Origin of the sequence: Paraglaciecola hydrolytica (genome assembly GCF_001565895.1) — a bacterium.
Lineage (GTDB): Bacteria > Pseudomonadota > Gammaproteobacteria > Enterobacterales > Alteromonadaceae > Paraglaciecola > Paraglaciecola hydrolytica.
On the sequence record NZ_LSNE01000011.1, the window covers coordinates 165,556 to 185,364 of the forward strand.

The window sequence follows — 19,809 nt, forward strand, 5'->3', positions numbered from 1 at the left end:
CCATGAATACCCTTATTCAGGAAGTAACAGATCGTATTATCGAACGCAGCCAAGACTCGCGTAAGGCTTATTTAGCTAAGATTGAAAAAGCCCGTTTGCAGGGCCCGCACCGCGGAATATTGTCTTGCGGTAACCTAGCTCATGGTTTTGCGGCTTGTGGCGCGGAAGAAAAAGCCGACTTACGCAGCATGACCAAAGCCAACATTGCGATTGTATCGTCGTATAACGATATGTTGTCAGCACATCAGCCTTATGACGACTACCCCGCGATACTCAAAAAAGCTATTGCCGAAGTAGGCAGTATTGCCCAATTTGCGGGTGGTGTACCGGCCATGTGTGATGGTGTAACTCAAGGTAATCCGGGCATGGATTTGAGTTTAATGAGCCGTGACGTAATTGCTATGTCGACTGCCGTTGCTCTGTCCCACAACATGTTTGATGGCACCTTGATGTTAGGTATTTGCGATAAAATCGTACCTGGCTTGTTGATGGGGGCTTTAAGTTTTGGCCATTTACCTACCATATTCGTACCCGCAGGGCCTATGCCTTCCGGTTTACCTAATAAAGAAAAAGCTCGTGTACGTCAGGCCTATGCCGAAGGTAAAGTCGGTCGTGCTGAGTTGCTTGAAGCTGAATCACAGTCTTATCACTCTGCCGGTACTTGTACTTTTTATGGCACAGCTAATAGTAACCAGTTAGTGGTTGAGATCATGGGTTTACACTTACCTGGCTCATCATTTGTCAATCCGGGCACTCCTCTACGTGCCGCTTTGACTGATGCAGCTGCTCGCCAAGTGACACGTATCACCGATTTGGGTGACAACTACATGCCCATTGGTCACATAGTGGATGCTAAAGCCATAGTAAATGGTCTGGTCGGCTTATTAGCCACCGGAGGCTCTACCAATCACACTATGCATTTGGTGGCTGTCGCTCGCGCCGCAGGTTATATCGTCAACTGGGATGATTTTTCTGATATCTCAAATGCCGTACCTTTACTTACCCGTATTTATCCCAATGGCTCTGCTGACATCAACCATTTTACTGCTGCTGGCGGTATGTCTTTGTTGTTTAAAGAATTATTGGATGGTGGATTGTTACACAACGACGTTAATACTATCTGTGGTAGAGGCCTTGAGCGGTATACCAAAGAGCCAGTATTAAATGATGGTGTGCTCGAATGGCGTGATGGTCCAACGGCTTCGTTTGATAGCAATGTAGTCGCCAGTGTGGCACAGCCTTTTAAACCAGATGGCGGTTTATCGGTATTACATGGCAACTTAGGTCGCGCTGTGATGAAAACCTCAGCTCTGCGTGAAACTCATTGCATGATCAAAGCACCTGCCGTGGTATTTGAAGATCAGTTTGAACTTGCTGCTGCCTTTAAAGCCGGTGATTTGAATAAAGACTGCATCGTGGTTGTGCGTTTCCAAGGACCGTCTGCTATTGGTATGCCTGAACTGCACAGTCTTACTCCGCCACTTGGTGTATTACAAGACAAAGGTTACAAAGTTGCTTTAGTGACTGATGGCCGTATGTCTGGCGCATCGGGCAAAGTGCCAGCTGCTATCCACGTGACCCCTGAAGCCTGCAAAGGTGGTTTACTGGCTAAAGTACAAAGTGGTGACATGATTGAGCTTAATACTCAAACAGGCGTAATGAGTTTGTTGGTTGATAAAACTGAGCTGGCCAAACGTGAAGCTAAAGTCACAGACTTTTCACAGCACCAGATTGGTATGGGCCGTGAAATGTTTGCCGGTATGCGCTCGACGTTAACGGGTGCAGAACAAGGCGCTTGTTCATTGTTTTTTGACCAAGAACTCAACTAAGCAGGGCTTTATATGAGTATCAACTTTGTTGCCGATGTAGGCGGAACCAACATCCGCCTTGCCCAGATTGAAAATGGCAAACTGACTAAAATTAAAAAGTATCTGTGTAGTGACTACAGCACTATCACTGCGGCTATTCAGACTTATTTTGCGGCTTTCCCTGACGTCAAATTCAGTGCTGGTTGTTTAGGTGTAGCTTGTCCGGTGAACAGTGATTTTATCTCGATGACCAATAATTCATGGCAGTTTTCCATTGCAAAACTGCAAGAATCATTAGGGCTAGAGTGGCTGGGTGTGATCAACGATTTTACCGCTGTAGCTCATGCTGTAACAGTATTAAACCAGCAACAAAAACAACAGATTGGCCAAGGGCAAGCCGTTGCAACAGATAATATTGCGGTGTTTGGACCGGGCACAGGCTTAGGGGTTAAACACTTAACCATGACGCCGCAAGGCTGGTTAGCCTTAGACGGTGAAGGTGGTCATGTGGACTTTGCTCCTGTTGATGAAGAAGACCTCGCGATTTGGCGCTTTTTGACGGCCAAATATGGCCATGCCTCGGCAGAAGAAGTGATGTCAGGCCGTGGACTGTTACACATATATCAAGCTTTGGCAGCACACAAAGGTGTGCCAGCGGCGTTTGATGATCCTGCTGATATTACCGATCGTGCATTGGATGGTAGCTGCGAGCTGAGCCGAGCGACCTTAAACCAATTTTGTCGAATTATGGGCAGTTTTGCCGGTAACTTGGCACTTAACATGGGAACCCGCGGTGGTGTGTATATTGGTGGTGGTATCGCCCCGCGTTTTCTGAATTTTATAAAAGACAGTGATTTTCGTATGCGTTTTGAAGCAAAAGGCCGTTTTCGCGATTATGTTGCAAGCATACCGACTTTCATTATTACCGAGCCAGATCACGGTTTAATCGGTGCCATGGCTTATCTAGAACAAAATCATAAAGGGTAAATGTGATGACAAAAAATTGGAAAATCACTTCTGAAGAAATATTCAGTCAAGGACCGATAGTCCCTGTACTGGTCGTTAAAGATGTAGAGCATGCGGTACCTTTGGCAAAAGCATTAATCGCCGGCGGTATTCGTGTACTGGAAGTGACTTTACGTACACCAGCAGCCTTAGACGTTATCGCTAAAATTGCCAAAGAAGTCCCTGATGCCTTAATTGGAGCCGGTACGGTGACTAATCGTGCCCAGCTTAAACAAGTTGAAGCTGCTGGCGCTATGTTTGCTATCAGCCCAGGTATGACCCCAGATTTATTAGAAGCAGGCAACGAAGGCTGTATTGCTCTGATCCCAGGCATTTCATCGATTTCTGAACTGATGAAAGGTTTGGATCATGGTTATACTCATTTCAAATTTTTCCCCGCTGAAGCCTCTGGTGGCGTAAAAGCATTAAAAGCCATAGGTGGTCCATTCCCTGATGTCGCTTTTTGCCCAACAGGTGGCATTAGCCCAAGCAACTATCTTGAATATTTAGCCTTGCCTAATGTGCGTTGTGCTGGTGGTTCGTGGTTAGTGCCTGATGGTGCCTTAGAAAATGGTGAGTGGGATAAAATTACCGAGCTAGCTAAACAAGCGGTAGCTGGCGCTCAATAAAACGTTTAAGTCTGAGTTAAACAGTAAAAAACCGAAGCAGTGCTTCGGTTTTTTTATGTTTGTTTACAACAGAATTACTGAGCGATACATCAGTAAAACACTACCCTCATGGTGAGTTAGGGGATGGTTGTTGGCGCATCAGGCTCGGTATTGGACGTAACGCCGTCTTGTACCATTTTAAACATATACCAATAAGTAAGCCCACTGGTTAACCCTTCATCGACAAATGAACCAGCTAATGCCGCTCCGGCTACAATTCGGGTGCGACCTGCTGTTCCATTTTTATCATTACGATACACTTCTAAATAGGTAATTTCCGGTGAGAAATTTTGCAGATCCCAGCTAACCGTCACATTGTTACCGTTTACCACTGTTGTTAAGTTGGTAACGGGAGGTTCAGTCGGTTCAACTGGCTCGGTTGGTGTTTCTGGATCGCTAGGCTCTCCTGGCTCAGTAGGAGTGGAAGGAACCGCATCCGCTGGTATCGTGGTTTCAGCCTCAGGTGCTGTATTAGCAGTAACTCCGTCTTGTACCATCTTAAACATGTACCAATAGGTTTTACCAGGTTCAAGCCCCTCATCTCTAAACGTGCCGTTAAGTGTGGCTCCAGGCACAATACGCGTACGACCTAGGGCTTCATTTTTATCGTTACGATACACTTCTAGATAGGTAATTTCAGGTTCGAAATATTGCAAATCCCAGCTCAGGTTAACAGCAGTTCCATCAATTTGTGCGCTAAGGTTAGTGACTGGAATTTCGTTTACAAAAGGTATTCTGGTTTCGGCTTCTGGCGTGGTATTGGTCGTCACGGTATCTTGCACAATTTTGAACATATACCAATAAGTCGTGCCTTCGACACCTGTTTCATCGACAAAATTTCCCTTAGGCGTCGCACCTGCCACTATACGTGTGCGCCCAGCAACATCATTTTTGTCATTGCGATAGACTTCTAGATAAGTGATTGCAGGATCATAGTTTTGTAGATCCCAAGATAAATTAACCTTAGTGCCATCTAATACAGCGACTAAGTTGTTAGTTGGAATACCTAAACCTTCACTGTTGTTAAATACCGCGGTGAACTCTGTGTCATTATCTTTAGCTGTGAATTGATAAATAGATTTATTTGCCACTTCAGCACTGTTTTTGTCTAACCATTGAGTGAATACATTATCGCTATTGGCCACAGCTTTAATGGTTAATGGGCTACCTTGTGGATAAGCAAAACCTTGAGTAATAACTCCCGCATCTGGGGTTGGACTGCTAATGTTCAAAACATAAACTGGTTTCAAAGCATCGATAAGTGGTGCGATGGTTTGCCTACTGCTTAATTCAGCAATACCTTGAGCCACTAAGCGGGCCATTTCAACGGCACCAGCCTGCTGAAAATGCACAGTGTCACTGATACCGTTTTTGAAATTCTCATATTCATTAGCGGCCAAACCCATGTAGTAAAATTGATTAGCGTATGTTTCACCTACACTTACCAATAGGGCTTTATTTTTGCTATCTAAATCGATCAGAGCGACCCCAAGTGTGGCGGCCAATTCACGAGTAACCACAGGATGTTCGTGATAAGCATCATAAGGTGTACCGTTTTGCCATTGATTACGTCTAACACTGGATATCAATACGGGTGTAGCACCCAAGGCTTGGGTTTCTTCAATATAGCTGCTTAAGTAGCCTTCAAACACACCACCGCTTGGCGCCGCTCGGTCTTCATCATTGGCACGATCGTTTATGCCAAATTGAATAAATACAAAATCGCCCTCACGGATATCTGCTTTTACACTTTGCCAAAACTCTGCATAGAAACTTTTAGAACTAGTACCGCCGATTGCGCGGTTATCAATGGTGATTTTATTGTCGTCAAAAAATGGTTGTAACACTTGTCCCCAACCGGTTTGTGGAAAATAACCAGAGGTATAATCAGCCACGGTTGAATCGCCGATCACAAAAACCGTTGCGGCTGAAAAATTAACCACCGGAACAGCACCATTAAAGGCGGCAGTTAAACTGTATTTGTTGGCTGGCATTGTCGTTTGAAAAATATTGCCTTCACTGACAATTAGCCCCCAGCTATACCAAGCATTAAAAGTATCGGTTTCGCCCGCTATGGTTTTGAAAGTCAGCGGGATACCCTCCGGATAGGCATTGCCTTGGGTGAGAATACTCGTGTTGGCACCCACATTATCGACACTCAGGGTATAACGATGTTTCACATTGGCAATGAGAGGCTCGATATCGACTCGGTTGCGCAGTTCTTCTAAACCTTCAACGACCAAACGCGCCATTTCAACGGCCCCTGATTCCTGAAAATGGGTACCGTCGTTGGAGCCTGCAGGATAGTTAGGGTATTCACCGGCATCAAGAATGAGGTACAAATAATGGGATGCTTGCTGCTGCCCTAAAGCCTTAACTAAGTCGAATGATTTAATGTTTAAATCAACAAAAGCCACGTCCATATCGGTGGCAACTTTGGCCATTGAGCCGCGGTAATCGTTACCGTCTTCGGTAAATACATTACGTAATACATCACCATTGTAAGCGTTCATCACCATAGGACTGACTAATATGGGAGTAACACCTTTAGCCCGGGCTTCATTGACATAATTTGCTAAGTACTGCTCAAAATCGGCTGGTGGCGTAAAGCGTGTTTCTTCACTCCAATCCCGATCATTGTGACCAAACTGGATGAGTAGGTAGTCACCAGAGTCTAGCTCTTTAAGGACTTCGTCCCACAGACCGACCTCGCTATAAAAACTTCTTGAACTACGGCCACCACGAGCACGATTCACTACTTCAACTTCACGATTTTTAAAAAAGTGTTGCAGAACTTGGCCCCACCCTTTTTGGGGATAGTAAGACGCTCCATAATTAGCCACTGTGGAGTCACCAATGATATAAATTTGGGTATTCGCCTCAGAAGGTGGCTCGGTGGGTGTGGTTGGCGTAAAGCTACAAGCGCCGGCACTTAAACCTTGGCCAAGTATCTTTAATGAATCAATATTGGGCGCGCCTTCTGCGGTATTGGCACTTAATACTATGTCGTTTTCTCCGGCAACTAGTGTGATAACAGCCGTGTCAACTGACCAGATATCCCAGGCTGTTGATGAAACAAAGGCAAGCGCACTTTCAGAACCATTGCTGCTCAGCGTGCTCGGCCGAGCGGTTGGAGCGGCATAAACCAGCTCTATATTATAATCTCCTGCCGTAGTGGCATTAACTTGCCATTTTATCTGCGCATCAACTTGATTGTCTGTATTAGCAAAACCTTCACCAGTAAAACCTGTATGAGTATTTTCAATCAAGCCACTTACGCTACAAAAACCAGCTTGCATTTCCTCTAATAGCAACTCGCCAGGATCAGGTGTTGTTGGTACTTCAGGTGTCTCTGGGGTGGAGGGTGTTACTGGCACTTCTGGGCTTTCTGGTTGAGCGATAATGACAGGTGGAGCTGTGCTGCCAATATCAGTACTTCCCTGGCCACCACAGCCATTTATTGAAAGTAGTAATACGGATAAAACAAGATATTTACGCATATCATCCCTCTATAGCTAATTTTCTGGTTGAAAGAAACTGCCTTGTTTAACGTATTGCGAAGTTTAAGGCGCGCCTAATATAGTTTATTAGTATTCAATTTCAATCATTCGGTGGGTTGACTTGATTGATATTTGGTGTGATTTGGTGTTTTTATGCCGTAAAAAGGGCATTGTGGTGGGCTGACCTTGAAAATACTCACATTCTTGACCTTTCTTTTCATGAGGCTGTAAACCACGAAATACGTCAAATTCCTGATTTTATGACCAATATTTGACGATAATTGTTAAAAAAATGTTCATATATGGATAAATGTTAATAAATGTTAATAAATGGTTACATAACATGGGTGATATTGATTGGTTGTGATGTATTGTGATTGCATTGAGGTTGTTGATGAGATCATGGTTTTGGTCACATCCCGTTTTATCTGCCTCTATTTTTGTATTTCAAATTTTTTTGGGGCTTGGAATTGTTACCTGAGCCAATAGAGCATCTATGCATGTCGTTTGTGGGAGAGAGTGAGTATGAGTCAGGATGGTAGGTTACAAAAATACAAGGGTCGGCTGTTAGTCAAAGCATTATTGCCAATCGCCTTGTCGACAATATTTTTTGGTTGTAAGCAAGATTTTACGCCAGATAATGAAGTGGTGGTTGATAATGGCACCCCTCCACCGGTAGTGGTTGAAATTACCAATCCCGACCGAGATGGTAAAGCCATGGAGTTTTTGGACAGAGGTTTGGTGGTTATCCCTACTGATAAAGGGAATGCCCTGAGTTGGCGTTTTCTGGGTTCAGATCAACAAAAGATTAGTTTTAAACTGTTCAAAAACGATGCGGTATTAACCAACAATTTTGTCATCGATAAAACCTATTTTGCTGATACGAAAGGCTTACCAACTGATAACTATCAGGTTAAGGGCTATGTAGATGGCGTAGAAGTCAGTGTTTCTAAAAAGGTGAGTCCATGGGCCAATCCTTATTTAAGCATTCCACTGAAAAAACCTGCCAACAACTTTGTAGAAGGTGTGGAATATAGCTATTCCGCCAACGATGCGTCAGCTGCTGATTTAGATGGTGACGGCCAGTATGAACTACTGGTGAAATGGTATCCAAGTAATGCCAAAGATAACTCTCAATCCGGCGCAACTGGCGACACCTTGATTGATGCCTATACCCTTGAAGGGAATATGTTATGGCGCATTAATTTAGGCCCTAATATTCGTTCTGGTGCCCATTATACCCAGTTTATTGCTTACGATTTTGATCAGGATGGTCGTGCTGAAATCGCCATGAAAACCGCTGATGGCACTGTAGATGGCCGCGGTACCGTAATTGGTGATGCTACGGCAATTTATCGTAACAATGCGGGCTACGTATTAGACGGCCCTGAATTTTTAACCATGTTTGATGGTTTGTCGGGCGAAGCCTTAGATACCATCGACTATACCCCAGCACGGGGTAATGTGGGTGACTGGGGTGATACCTACGGCAATCGTGTTGACCGTTTCTTAGCGGGCGTAGCCTATCTTGGAGATGATGCTCCCAGTTTGTTAATGTCCCGAGGTTATTATACACGTGCTGTGATCGCGGCTTATGATTGGGTAGACGGTGCCTTTGTTTCGCGTTGGGTATTTGATACCAATAACAGCGAAGCTGATGCAGTTGTGGCGGGTCAAGGTGCTCACAGTTTAACCATTGGTGATGTCGATGCTGACGGTTATGACGAAATCATCTTTGGTGCTGCCACCCTCGATAATGATGGAACTGTGTTGTACAGCACAGGCTTAGGGCATGGTGATGCCTTACATTTAAGTGACATTGACCCCAATCGTCCTGGTCAAGAAATCTTTATGGTCCATGAGTGCCCAACTTGTTATACCAAAGATGGAGTGGAATATGGCGTTGAAATGCACGATGCCGAGACGGGTGCAATTCTTTGGTATCGTCCCAGTGACGGTGCTGATGTTGGGCGTGGTCTTAGTGCAGATATTGATCCTAACTACCCAGGCAACGAGAACTGGGGATCCCGCGGTGGGTTAATTGCTGCCGATGGCACAGTGGTACTTGAAGGTCACACTGAACATCCAGCATCGATGAATTTTGCCATCTGGTGGGATGGTGATCTTGCTCGTGAGTTGCTGGATGGTACCAACATTTACAAGTGGGATGCCGCCGCACTGACTTCAAACACTATTTTTGAAGGTAGTCTATATAATGCGGTGTCTAACAATGGTACCAAGGCAACTCCTAGTTTAGCAGCCGATCTGTTTGGCGACTGGCGTGAAGAAGTGGTATTTGCTAATGCAGATAGCACAGAGCTTATGGTGTTTTCTACGCCTATAGCGACCACACTAAGACTGCCTACCTTAATGCACGATAGCCAATATCGTACTGCGATTGCTTGGCAAAACGTCGGTTACAACCAACCACCTCATCCTAGTTTTTACCTAGGAACAGACATGGACACTGAGTTGTTGTCGATTCGTGAGCTACCACAGTTCAGAACCCGCACTATCGAACAAGGTCAGTTAACTAAACTGGTGGCGCAGGGCGACGATGACAGTGTGACAATCAACGTATACCTGCACGGCGTGACGGCTGCTAAAACTGAGATCTTCCGTAATACAAGTGATAATGCGGCAAGTCGTATCAGTATTGGAGAATTGGCCGCGGGACAATCTGCCTTTGACGATACCACAGCCGTACCTGATGTGACGTACTACTACTGGGCTGTTTTGACTGATAGTAGTGGTAATGTTATTGACGAACTTGAGTTCTCAAAAACCAAATTGACTAGCAGTTTATTGCCGGTAGTGGTGTTTAAAGCCGCCAGTGGAACAGCGAATGTGCAACTAACCTGGTCAACTAAAAATGTTGATGTACAAAGCATTGCGGTTTATCGAGCAGATAGTGTAGATCAAGAAACTATGCCTGATAGAGCTGATGCAGTATTGGTTGGCAATCCAGATATTGCTGCGACATCATGGGTGGACGACTCAACAGTTGAAGGTCAGAAGTTTTACTACTGGCTAGAATTTACTGAAGCTGATGGTGATGTTATCGCCTCAGAAGCACAGTTTGCTGAGCACATCATTACTCAACGTACTAATTTTACCTCGACTTATACCGCTGAGGGCATTGCGCTTAGCTGGAACCTTGAAAATTACCCCGATGTAGTAGGTTCACAGTTATATCGCAATACCTTACCTCAGGCTGGTGGCCGCACCCGTTTGTCAGTATTAGCTGCCAGTGATGTGATGCAAGGTACTTTCATGGATACCACAGCAGTGGCGGGTGAAACATACTGGTATATGTTCAAACTAACCTTAGCTGACGGTTCTACTCCGAGTACGGATGTGGAAGGTGAAATTACCTTCTTACCAAACTTAACCAACCTTAGTGCAACCTATAGTGGTCAGCAGATCGATTTGGCATGGAGCCTGAAAAACTTTGGTCAGGAAATTACTTACGGTGAGTTGTATCGTAATTCCAAAAATCAATTAGGTGGCCGTACTCGCATCGCAAAAAGCATTGCGACGGAAGGTAGCTTTGTTGATACCGAAGGTTTAGTGGATGGCACCAACTACTGGTATATGTTCAAACTAGTGTTGGCCGATGGCACCACAGTGAATACTGATCCAGAAGCAGAAACCCAGTTTGCCTTACCCATTCCTAAAGCGAACTTGTTCTCTGGCCTCGCTGATGGTGGTGTTTCGCTATCGTGGAATCTGCAAGATTTCTTCAATGAAATCACCAACATTAGCCTCTATCGCAATACGCAAAACTCGCAGGATGGTCGTGAGCTGGTGAGCAGTAATTTGACGCTACAAGGCAGCTACTCTGACACCGCAAACTTAGTCGAAGAAACCACTTACTGGTATATGTTTGAAGTTTCTTTTGCTGACGGCACAAGTTACAACACTGAGCCTGAAGCAGAAATTAAGTATGAGGCTGCGCCAGTAATAACGGCGGTAATACTGGAAGAGAACCGACCTGGTTTCTGTGGTGTAGATGGCGCAGTGGAGAGTAACAACCTTGGTTTTACTGGTGATGGTTTTGCCAATACCGATAATGAAACCAGCAAAGGTGTTTACTGGAAAGTCAACGTTGGAGAAGCGGGTAGTTATAAGTTTACCTTTGTTTACGCCAATGGCGGCGCTGACAACCGTTGGGGACGTTTGGATATAAATGGCGCTGAAGCGGTCGCTAAAGTAGACATGGGACCTGGTGATTGGACTACTTATGTGCCCGTTGAGGTCATGGTTGAGCTTGAAGCAGGGGAGGCCAATATTACCCTTATTTCGAGAACGGCTGGAGGCTTGGGTAACGTTGACAGCTTGACGATAGAGTCAACCACAGGTGGCAATGCACCGACACCGGTTGTTTGTCAATAAAACCAGTCCACTGCCATAAAGAGTGTGCTCTTTATGGCAGTGACACCGTGTAAACCGTTTGAAAGAGATGTTTATGTCTCTGCAGATAACTCAAAGTACCATGAGGGAATCATGAATAATTACAAACATAAATCACTGAGCAAATTGATTGCCGCTATCTTAGCGGGCAGCTCAGCTTTAAGCGTTATGGCAGTGGCTAATGCTGCTGAACAGAGTCAGGTAAAAAGTGACCCTAAATTAGCTCAAACCCAAACACAGCAAGAAACGCAAGTTGAAAAAGACGCAACAGGTGCACAAGCAGAAGACGAAGATGGCCTAGAAGTTATCGAAGTATCTGGTATGCGTTTTAGTCAATTAAAAGCGCTGGATCGTAAGAAAAATGGCGGCACCATGATGGATTCATTGGTGGCTGAAGATATCGGTCAGTTTCCTGATAAAAACGTGGCTGAAGCATTGCAACGTATTCCGGGTGTGCAACTAAGCCGAGATTTTGGCGAAGGTGATAGTGTCAGTATTCGTGGTGTCGAACCGGGCTTGCTTAAAGTTGAAGTCAACAACGTATCGGCACTAGGTTTTGGCGGCAGTCGTGGTGTGGATTTTCGGGATATGGCTTCAGAACTCATCAAAGCCTTGGATGTAATTAAAGGCTCGGAAGCTCGCCTGACCGAAGGTGGTATCGGCGGAACTATTCAAGTAGAAACCCGCAAACCCAATGAATTCAAAGAAAACTTTTTAGCCCTCAGTGCTGAAGGTCAATACAATGATTTGATTGACAACGTGAGTCCTAAAGTCAATTTTACTGGTGTTTATAAGTTTAACGATAGATTGGGTGTATTGGTTAATGCCACTGCATCGGATAAAAGCACCATGATCCATGCTCTGCGTAACACCGAGTGGAACCGTTATGCAGATTACGACCAAACAGCCGAAAAAACCTCGGTGCATCCAGATTATGCCAATGTCACCGATGCTGGTGAGTGTTTATCCGCAGAAGATCCCACTGCCTGTGAGCAGCAATGGTGGGACTTTTCACCCGTAACCCCCCGTTATGGTATTTGGGGACGTGATGAAAAACGCTTAAGTGCTAACGCCACTTTACAGTATCAACTCACCGATAATTTATCTGGTCATGTGGGTTATACCTATAATACTCGTGACAAACAGGCTTTGGATTTGAATATCGATTTAGGTGTGGGCTCGGTGCTTAGAACCAATCCGGATTCGGTGGTGGTCGATGAGCTGCACAATGTACGATATTTTGAAACTACCTTAGCGGGTATCTCAAACCGAACCCTTAACTTTGCCTGGGATCAAACTACTACCTTATTGGATGCAGGTTTTGTATATGCCAACGATGCGTGGCGTATTGAAGGATTAGTGTCTGAGTCAACCTCTGATCAAGACATCGATTCACGGGATACTCACGCTACCACCGAAGGCATTGCTGGAGTCAAAGTTACTTTAGATGATCGCGGTGCGCCTGAATGGGATTACAGTGATGGTTATTTTGTTAATCCTGAGGATCCCACTGATACCTCTGATCGCTTTAATATTAATGATCCTGCTAGTTATCGTAACCGGGTCAGATATAAATATGCCCCCCATGAAGATCAGGCTAAAGAGATTATGGCCAAGCTGGATATTACCTATATTCCAGATTCAGACTTTTTGTCGACGCTCAAAGCAGGCTATCGTAGTAGCTCGCTAAAAGTCGAAAATGCGGATTTTTCCTACAATATTATTCGTGACGTAGGTTCGACCTATAACAGTGAAGTATGGACACTACAGGACAACATTAACGTCTTGAGTGGTCGTACTTTTGAGTCCCGTGAACTATTTAGTGGTTATGATCTTGGGGTCAATACCGTAGGTACATATTGGGCGGTGAATACCGAACCCTTTATTGAAGTGATGAAATATATCTCCCAAGAAAACCTTAGTCGCGCTGACTTAGATGTGATTAACGGAAACTACGATCAGGTGGTAAATACTGACGCGTTTTATTTTCAAGCCAACTTTGAACATGAATTAGCCAGCATGCGTCTATGGGGTAACCTAGGTTTACGTTATGTAAAAACCGAAATAGGCGCTAATGGTGATGTTAGAGAAAGAGTATTTGTTGATCAGACCGATACCTTTGGCAATATTTTGGTCGATCAATTTGGTATTGATTTGGCGGGTATTGAAGATCCCGATCACCCTCAGGCTTTTGTAGGCAGAAAAACCGTGATCGAAGACTATTCGAACAGCTTGCCTAGTATCAACCTGAATTTAGGTTTGATCCCCGACGAGTTGGTGTTATATGTCGGTGCTGCCAAAGTAATGGCTCACCCTAATACCGGCGATTTAAACGTTAATGCCACGTGTAATATTTATCTGACGCGCCGTTCGCAGTTAGAAGATGAACCACGTAATAACTGTAGTGCAGGTAACCCAGCACTCAAGCCTTATATGGCAAATCAATGGGAAGTGGCCTTAAACTGGTATCCTACTGAGGAGTCTATTGTAGCGGGTAGTTATTTTGTTAAAGACATTAATAGTTGGATAATCGATGCCAATACACGTTACGACGTGGACTTTTTTGGTGATGGCCGTTTATGGGATGTCAGACAAAAAATTAATGGCAGTGGGGTAACCAATAAAGGTTTGGAGTTACAAGCCTCTACCACTTTCACTTTTTTACCAGACCCCTTTAGCAATCTTGGTGGGGCTGTCAACTTTACGCATATGCAATCAGAAGATGTCGGTTTGTTTAACGCCTTAACCGGCGAAGAACTGTCGTTCCCCTCTATGTCTGAAAATGCTTACAACCTGACAGCCTATTATGAAGATGAGCATTGGAGTGCACGTATCGCCTATAACTATCGTGATGAATATCTAGCGCGTGCGCAGGATAGATCAGGCAACCCAGTTTATGTTGATGCTGGTGGATATCTGGATGCCAAACTCATTTATACCTTTGATAATGGCCTGAAGATTTATATCGATGGTCGTAATCTTACCGGTGAAGTGAAAAGCGAAAATGCCGGCCCAGGTCGTTTGTCTGACTTACAGTGGTCAGGACGCGAATACTCGGTAGGTTTCTCGTATAAAATGTAAGTAAACAGGTAGTTTAAGGCACAAGTCGCCATGATGGCTGCTTGTGCCTTTTTTGGTTTGGTATATACCCAAGCAACTTTAAGAAACGCTGAAACTCGCATCGTTAGGTTGTTTGGCTATAAACCTATTTCTAAGGGTGTTAAACCTCACCTCAAATCGTAACAACAACTGAGTTTTTATATGTCCTATCGATTAAGCTTATTGTGCTTATTTTTCATTTTTTCTTGTATGAGCCACGCTCACGATGCTTTTTCAGGAGAAGCTAAAGCCATTATTAACGATGCAGGGGCTATGACCTTAGAGTTAAATCTAGCGGCCGTAACTGCTGAGGTATTTAGTCAAGACATAGTTAATAAAAACAATCAGCTAAGTCCTGAAAACCTCTCCAATATCAAATCTCATCTGGTAGCTAAAGCCCACCGTTTTTTCAGAGTAACAGTTAACGGTCAGCCAATTACGGCGTCTCAAGTTGATATCAAGATCGTTAGTGAAGTCGATGCTGTGATATTTACATTGGATTATCCCGAGTCTGTTTTAGGTACGCTGGGGTTTCGCAGTGATTACATCGCCCAGACTAACCCTGAATACCAACTCACCCTGAGTGTTTTTGACAATCAACATACTCAGCTGGGTTTATTTATTCACAATTTTTCACATCGTTATGATGAACTTTTGATCGATGGTAAATCTCGTCAGGCTAATAACGACGGCGTTTTTTCACGCTTTTTTAGCTTAGGTATTGAGCACATTTTAATTGGCTTTGACCATTTAATATTTTTGCTTGCTTTGTTGTTGGTGTGTCGTAACTGGCAAGCTGCTGCCCTTATCATCACCTGTTTTACCCTTGCTCATAGCGTGACCCTCGCATTGGCAGCCTTGCAAATTGTGGCTTTGCCAAGTGTTTGGGTAGAGTTACTTATCGCGCTAACGATAATTTATGTCGGGTTAGAGAATCTTTATTTTAAACATAGGCCACGTCATCGTTGGTTGTTAACCTGCAGTTTTGGCCTAATCCATGGTTTGGGTTTTGCGAATGTACTGATGGATATTGGTTTAGGCACTAGCGGTGCACCAATATTTATCCCTTTAATGGCCTTTAATCTTGGAGTGGAAATAGGTCAGTTAAGTTTAGCAATCGTTGTCTTACCTTTGCTGTGGTATTTGCGCAAATGGCAGCACTTTGAAAAAACCGTTTTGCCACTTATCTCAATATTTATTGTTTTACTTGGTGTGGTATGGGCTTATGAGCGCTTGATTTAGTGAAAGGTGACAAACTTGGCGGCTGTTTGTCTAAAAACAGTATCAAGGCATGTAAGGTTAGAAAACTTACATGCCTATGCTAGTAAGACTACAGCTTAAGTACAAACACCTTTGAATTACGCTGATAGTTGTAAAGTTTCTTTTTCTTGGCGGGCAAGTCTTCCAAACTGGCTGGCATAAATCCTTGTTCTAAAAACCAATGTCCGGTGACGGTGGTTAAGACAAATATCGACGTTAAACCCTGCTGTAAGGCCTGACTTTTGATGGCATGGAGTATACGTTCACCACGATTACCACCACGATAATCACTGTGGGTCGCAACACAGGCTAATTCACCCATGGCATCTTCAGGATAAGGATAAAGCGCTGCGCAGGCTATGGTCATGCCATCCCGGGCAATTAAGGTAAATAGTTCGATTTCGCTTTCAAGGCGTTCACGTGAACGTTTCACCAAAATGCCTTTTTCTTCTAAAGGATTGATGAGTTTTAGTATGCCACCTACATCTTCAATGTTGGCTGGACGTAACTGCTCGTAAGAGCGCTGGGAAATCAATGAGCCAGCGCCATCACGGGTAAACAACTCTTGTAACAAGGCACCATCTTGCGAATAACTGACACAATGACAGCGGCTGATACCAGACTCTAGACTGGCCGCAATAGCTTGCAAAGACAGTTTTTGCGGGGCATAAAACGCATTGTTCAACATGCCATATAACTGATCGATTTCGATGTTACGTAATAAATGACCATCTTCACTGAGGATGCCATCATTTGGGCTAAACAGTATTAGTTTATCGGCTTTTAAAGCCATCGCCGCATTGGTAGCAACGTCTTCATGGGATAAGTTGAACACTTCACCTGTGGGCGAATAACCCATAGGGGATAACAGGACGATAGAGCCATCGTTAAGGTGATCGTTAATACCTACCACATCAATACGGCGCACCATACCGGTGTTTTCAAAATCCACCCCATCACGCACGCCTATGGGCATCGCGACCACTAAATTTCCGGAACACACGCGGATCTGCGCGCCATGCATGGGTGAGTTAGGTAAACCCATAGTCAACAAGGCTTCCACTTGAGCACGTACTGAGCCAGCAGCGTCTTTGACACACTCTAAGGTTTGTTTGTCGGTAATGCGGATATCATCTTGAAAACGAAAAGGTAAATTGCGTAAGTTTACCCTTTCATCAATTTGTGGTCGTGCCCCATGTACTAATACCAAACGCACGCCCAAGCTGTTGAGCAGGGCGATATCGTGAATGATATGAGCAAAATTAGCGTCTTCTATGGCTTCCCCACCAAACATCAAGACAAAGGTTTTACCTCGATGAGCATTAATGTAAGGCGCAGAATTGCGAATAGTTTTGACACTGTCAATATGTGAAACGACCACAGACCTTCCTTAATGTTTTTTACTTCAAGTGCAAATTGACTAAGCTTTTACCGCGAATTGAGCAAGTGCAGCATCTAGAGCTTTAGCCACTGGCTCAGCGCCGGTACCACCCAAAATGCAACGTTTGTTAACTAAATACTCAAGTTGCAAGATACCGTACACATCGTCTTCGATGAGGTCTGAATATTTTTTCAACTCGTCCAGACTTAGCTCTTCAATGGCTTTTTTCTGTGCCAATGCGCCGAGCACGACTTGGCCTGAAATATCATGAGCAGTTCTAAACGGAATGCCTTTGCCAACCAAATAATCGGCTAGTTCAGTGGCGTTGGCGTAACCTTCACGGGCCGCTTTAGCGCAACGCTGGGCGTCGAGTTTAATAGTGTCGACCACTTCACTGGCGATACACAAACAGATATGCCACTGGGTCATCGCATCAAATAAACCTTCTTTATCTTCTTGCATGTCTTTGTTATAGGCCAGAGGTAAACCCTTCATGGTCACTAACATGGCTTGCAAACTGCCAAATACACGGCCACATTTACCACGGATCAGCTCTAATGCGTCAGGGTTTTTCTTTTGTGGCATCAAGGATGAGCCAGAAGTGACTTGGTCACCCAAGGTAATAAAACCTGCTTCACCGGTATTAAAAAAGATCAAATCTTCCGCCATACGCGACAAATGCATCATGCTGGTACTCGCAGCAAATAAGGTTTCTAACACATAGTCACGATCAGATACGGCGTCCAAGCTGTTTAAACAAGGGCTAGCAAAACCTAATTGCTCAGCTATCTCTTGACGATCAATGGGATAAACCGTACCGGCTAGCGCGCCACTGCCTAATGGACATTGGTTTAAACGAGCTTTTAAATCGCGCAGGCGACTTAAGTCACGTTTAAACATTTCCACGTAGGCCAAACACCAGTGTGGGTAACGCACAGGTTGAGCACGTTGTAAGTGGGTATAACCCGGCAAAATCACCTCTTGATTGGCTTTAGCCGTGTTTAACAAAGAGCGAATAACCAGTTCTAAATCCTGAGTGAGTAAGTCAACATGTTCACGGCACCACAAACGAAAGTCAGTGGCGACCTGATCATTACGACTACGGCCCGTATGAAGTTTACGGGCCACGTCACCAAGTTGTTCTATGAGGGTGGCTTCGACAAAACTATGAATGTCTTCTTCCGTGCTGGCATCAAAATCCAGTTCACCTGCATCGGCTTTAACCAATAAGGCGTTTAAGGCTGATTCAAGTTGTTGTTGCTCGTCTTTGCTCAGCACGCCGGCTTTGCAAATGGCGCGCGACCATACAATTGAACCACGGATATCTTGACTAGCTAAGACACGATCAAAGGGAAACGAATCGTTTACCCGTCTGAACATGGCACTGCTGCCATCTTGAAAGCGACCACCCCATAAACTCATTATGCTTTACCTGCTTCTTTAAGGGCGCGAGCCTTTTGATTCAAAGTACTGATACGGCTAGATAAGCTGTACAAACGGATAAATCCTTCGGCATGGCTTTGGTCATACACATCATCGGCACCAAAGGTGGCAAAGTCTTCAGAATACAAGCTGTTAGGTGAACGGCGTTGTACCACAGTAGCCTGACCTTTATACAATTTAACCACGATGTCGCCTGTTACTTTTTTGGCAAAAGACGCTGCACCGGCTAACAATGCTTCATTTAATGGGGTGAACCAACGACCGTCATACATAACGTGTGAAAACTCTAAACCGATTTGCTCACGGTATTTAAGGGCGGCTTTATCTAATACTAAGGTTTCTAGGGCTTTATAAGCAGCAACGATAACCGTGCCACCTGGGGTTTCATAACAGCCACGAGATTTCATGCCCACTAAGCGGTTTTCAACGATGTCGATACGGCCAACACCATGAGCACCAGCAATGGCATTTAATTTCATTACCGCTTGATAAGGGCTTAATTTTTCATCGTTAACGGCAACTAATTTGCCTTCTTCAAAGCTCAACATGACACGCTCAGCTTGGTTAGGCGCATCTTCTGGATCAGTGGTTAAGGTCCACACACCTTTGCTTGGCTCACACCAAGGATCTTCTAACTCACCACCTTCGTGGGAGATGTGCCAAGCGTTGGCATCACGGCTATAGATTTTAGTGGCTGAGGCTGTGGTTTGAATATCACGAGCAGCTAGGTAATCTAACAAATCTTCACGTGAGACCATGTCCCACTCACGCCATGGGGCGATAACGGTTAGCTCAGGGGCAAGGGCAGCAAAGGTGCCTTCAAAACGTACTTGGTCGTTACCTTTACCGGTACAACCGTGACATAGGGCGTCAGCGCCAACTCGTAAAGCCACTTCTACTTGTGCTTTAGCAATGATGGGGCGTGCCATAGAGGTGCCCAACAAGTATTCACCTTCATACACCGCACCTGTGGTGATGGTAGGGAATACATAGTCAGCGATAAACTCTTCTTTAAGATCAACGATATAACATTCGCTAGCACCGGTTTTTAGGGCTTTTTCGCGTAAGCCAATCAGTTCTTCTTCGCCTTGACCTACGTCGGCAGCAAAGGCAATGATTTCACAGCCTTCGTAGTTTTCTTTTAACCAAGGGATGATTGCAGAGGTATCTAAGCCACCTGAATAAGCTAATACCACTTTTTTAATTTGTTTTTTGGCCATTGTTGTTCCTGC

General features: G+C 44.6%; 10 protein-coding genes. 6 read left to right on the forward strand and 4 right to left on the reverse strand.

Translation table 11 applies throughout. The annotated features are described in order from the left end of the window. The first annotated feature begins 2 nt into the window (after positions 1 to 2). From edd to AX660_RS19190, 3 genes are read left to right on the forward strand one after another with little or no spacing between them, the layout of a single operon-like run. Positions 3 to 1,829 carry a phosphogluconate dehydratase gene (gene edd, locus AX660_RS19180; RefSeq protein WP_068380681.1) on the forward strand — a complete coding sequence of 609 codons (1,827 nt, stop codon included), beginning with the start codon at positions 3 to 5 and terminating at the stop codon, positions 1,827 to 1,829. A 12-nt stretch (positions 1,830 to 1,841) separates the two neighbouring features. Further along, entirely contained in the window at positions 1,842 to 2,795 is a 954-nt protein-coding gene (locus AX660_RS19185; protein WP_068380684.1) for a glucokinase, read from the forward strand. Between the two features lie 5 nt (positions 2,796 to 2,800). After that, complete coding sequence (locus AX660_RS19190) at positions 2,801 to 3,442, forward strand: bifunctional 4-hydroxy-2-oxoglutarate aldolase/2-dehydro-3-deoxy-phosphogluconate aldolase (RefSeq protein ID WP_068380687.1); 642 nt, start codon at positions 2,801 to 2,803, stop codon at positions 3,440 to 3,442. A 116-nt stretch (positions 3,443 to 3,558) separates the two neighbouring features. Here AX660_RS19190 and AX660_RS19195 read toward each other — a convergent pair whose 3' ends face one another. Continuing rightward, a complete protein-coding gene (locus AX660_RS19195) occupies positions 3,559 to 6,981 on the reverse strand; it encodes a GDSL-type esterase/lipase family protein (protein ID WP_068380690.1) in 3,423 nt (1,140 codons plus the stop codon). A 525-nt stretch (positions 6,982 to 7,506) separates the two neighbouring features. Here AX660_RS19195 and AX660_RS19200 point away from each other — a divergent pair. The 3 genes from AX660_RS19200 to AX660_RS19210 all read left to right on the forward strand — a co-directional run bounded on the left by AX660_RS19200 (position 7,507) and on the right by AX660_RS19210 (position 15,735). Beyond that, complete coding sequence (locus AX660_RS19200; protein ID WP_068380694.1) at positions 7,507 to 11,376, forward strand: rhamnogalacturonan lyase family protein; 3,870 nt, start codon at positions 7,507 to 7,509, stop codon at positions 11,374 to 11,376. Positions 11,377 to 11,487: 111 nt separating this feature from the next. Then, complete coding sequence (locus tag AX660_RS19205) at positions 11,488 to 14,475, forward strand: TonB-dependent receptor (protein WP_068380697.1); 2,988 nt, start codon at positions 11,488 to 11,490, stop codon at positions 14,473 to 14,475. Between the two features lie 228 nt (positions 14,476 to 14,703). Further along, positions 14,704 to 15,735, forward strand: coding sequence for a HupE/UreJ family protein (locus AX660_RS19210; RefSeq protein WP_068380700.1), 1,032 nt, complete (start codon positions 14,704 to 14,706; stop codon positions 15,733 to 15,735). A gap of 88 nt (positions 15,736 to 15,823) precedes the next feature. Here AX660_RS19210 and argA read toward each other — a convergent pair whose 3' ends face one another. From argA to AX660_RS19225, 3 genes are read right to left on the reverse strand one after another with little or no spacing between them, the layout of a single operon-like run. Further along, positions 15,824 to 17,134, reverse strand: a complete 1,311-nt coding sequence (gene argA, locus AX660_RS19215; RefSeq protein WP_068380703.1) for an amino-acid N-acetyltransferase — start codon at positions 17,132 to 17,134, stop codon at positions 15,824 to 15,826. Positions 17,135 to 17,173: 39 nt separating this feature from the next. Continuing rightward, positions 17,174 to 18,556: an argininosuccinate lyase gene (gene argH, locus AX660_RS19220; RefSeq protein ID WP_068380707.1), complete on the reverse strand. Its 1,383-nt coding sequence runs from the start codon at positions 18,554 to 18,556 to the stop codon at positions 17,174 to 17,176. Next, positions 18,556 to 19,797, reverse strand: coding sequence for an argininosuccinate synthase (locus tag AX660_RS19225; protein WP_068380709.1), 1,242 nt, complete (start codon positions 19,795 to 19,797; stop codon positions 18,556 to 18,558). Before AX660_RS19225 ends, argH begins: the two co-directional genes overlap by 1 nt. Between the last annotated feature and the right edge of the window lie 12 nt (positions 19,798 to 19,809).

Bases quoted from the DNA above. Each gene is read 5' to 3' on its own strand.
- edd (WP_068380681.1), top strand. From the start codon at position 3: ATGAATACCCTTATTCAGGAAGTAACAGATCGTATTATCGAACGCAGC.
- AX660_RS19185 (WP_068380684.1), top strand. From the start codon at position 1,842: ATGAGTATCAACTTTGTTGCCGATGTAGGCGGAACCAACATCCGCCTT.
- AX660_RS19190 (WP_068380687.1), top strand. From the start codon at position 2,801: ATGACAAAAAATTGGAAAATCACTTCTGAAGAAATATTCAGTCAAGGA.
- AX660_RS19195 (WP_068380690.1), bottom strand. From the start codon at position 6,981: ATGCGTAAATATCTTGTTTTATCCGTATTACTACTTTCAATAAATGGC.
- AX660_RS19200 (WP_068380694.1), top strand. From the start codon at position 7,507: ATGAGTCAGGATGGTAGGTTACAAAAATACAAGGGTCGGCTGTTAGTC.
- AX660_RS19205 (WP_068380697.1), top strand. From the start codon at position 11,488: ATGAATAATTACAAACATAAATCACTGAGCAAATTGATTGCCGCTATC.
- AX660_RS19210 (WP_068380700.1), top strand. From the start codon at position 14,704: ATGAGCCACGCTCACGATGCTTTTTCAGGAGAAGCTAAAGCCATTATT.
- argH (WP_068380707.1), bottom strand. From the start codon at position 18,556: ATGAGTTTATGGGGTGGTCGCTTTCAAGATGGCAGCAGTGCCATGTTC.
- AX660_RS19225 (WP_068380709.1), bottom strand. From the start codon at position 19,797: ATGGCCAAAAAACAAATTAAAAAAGTGGTATTAGCTTATTCAGGTGGC.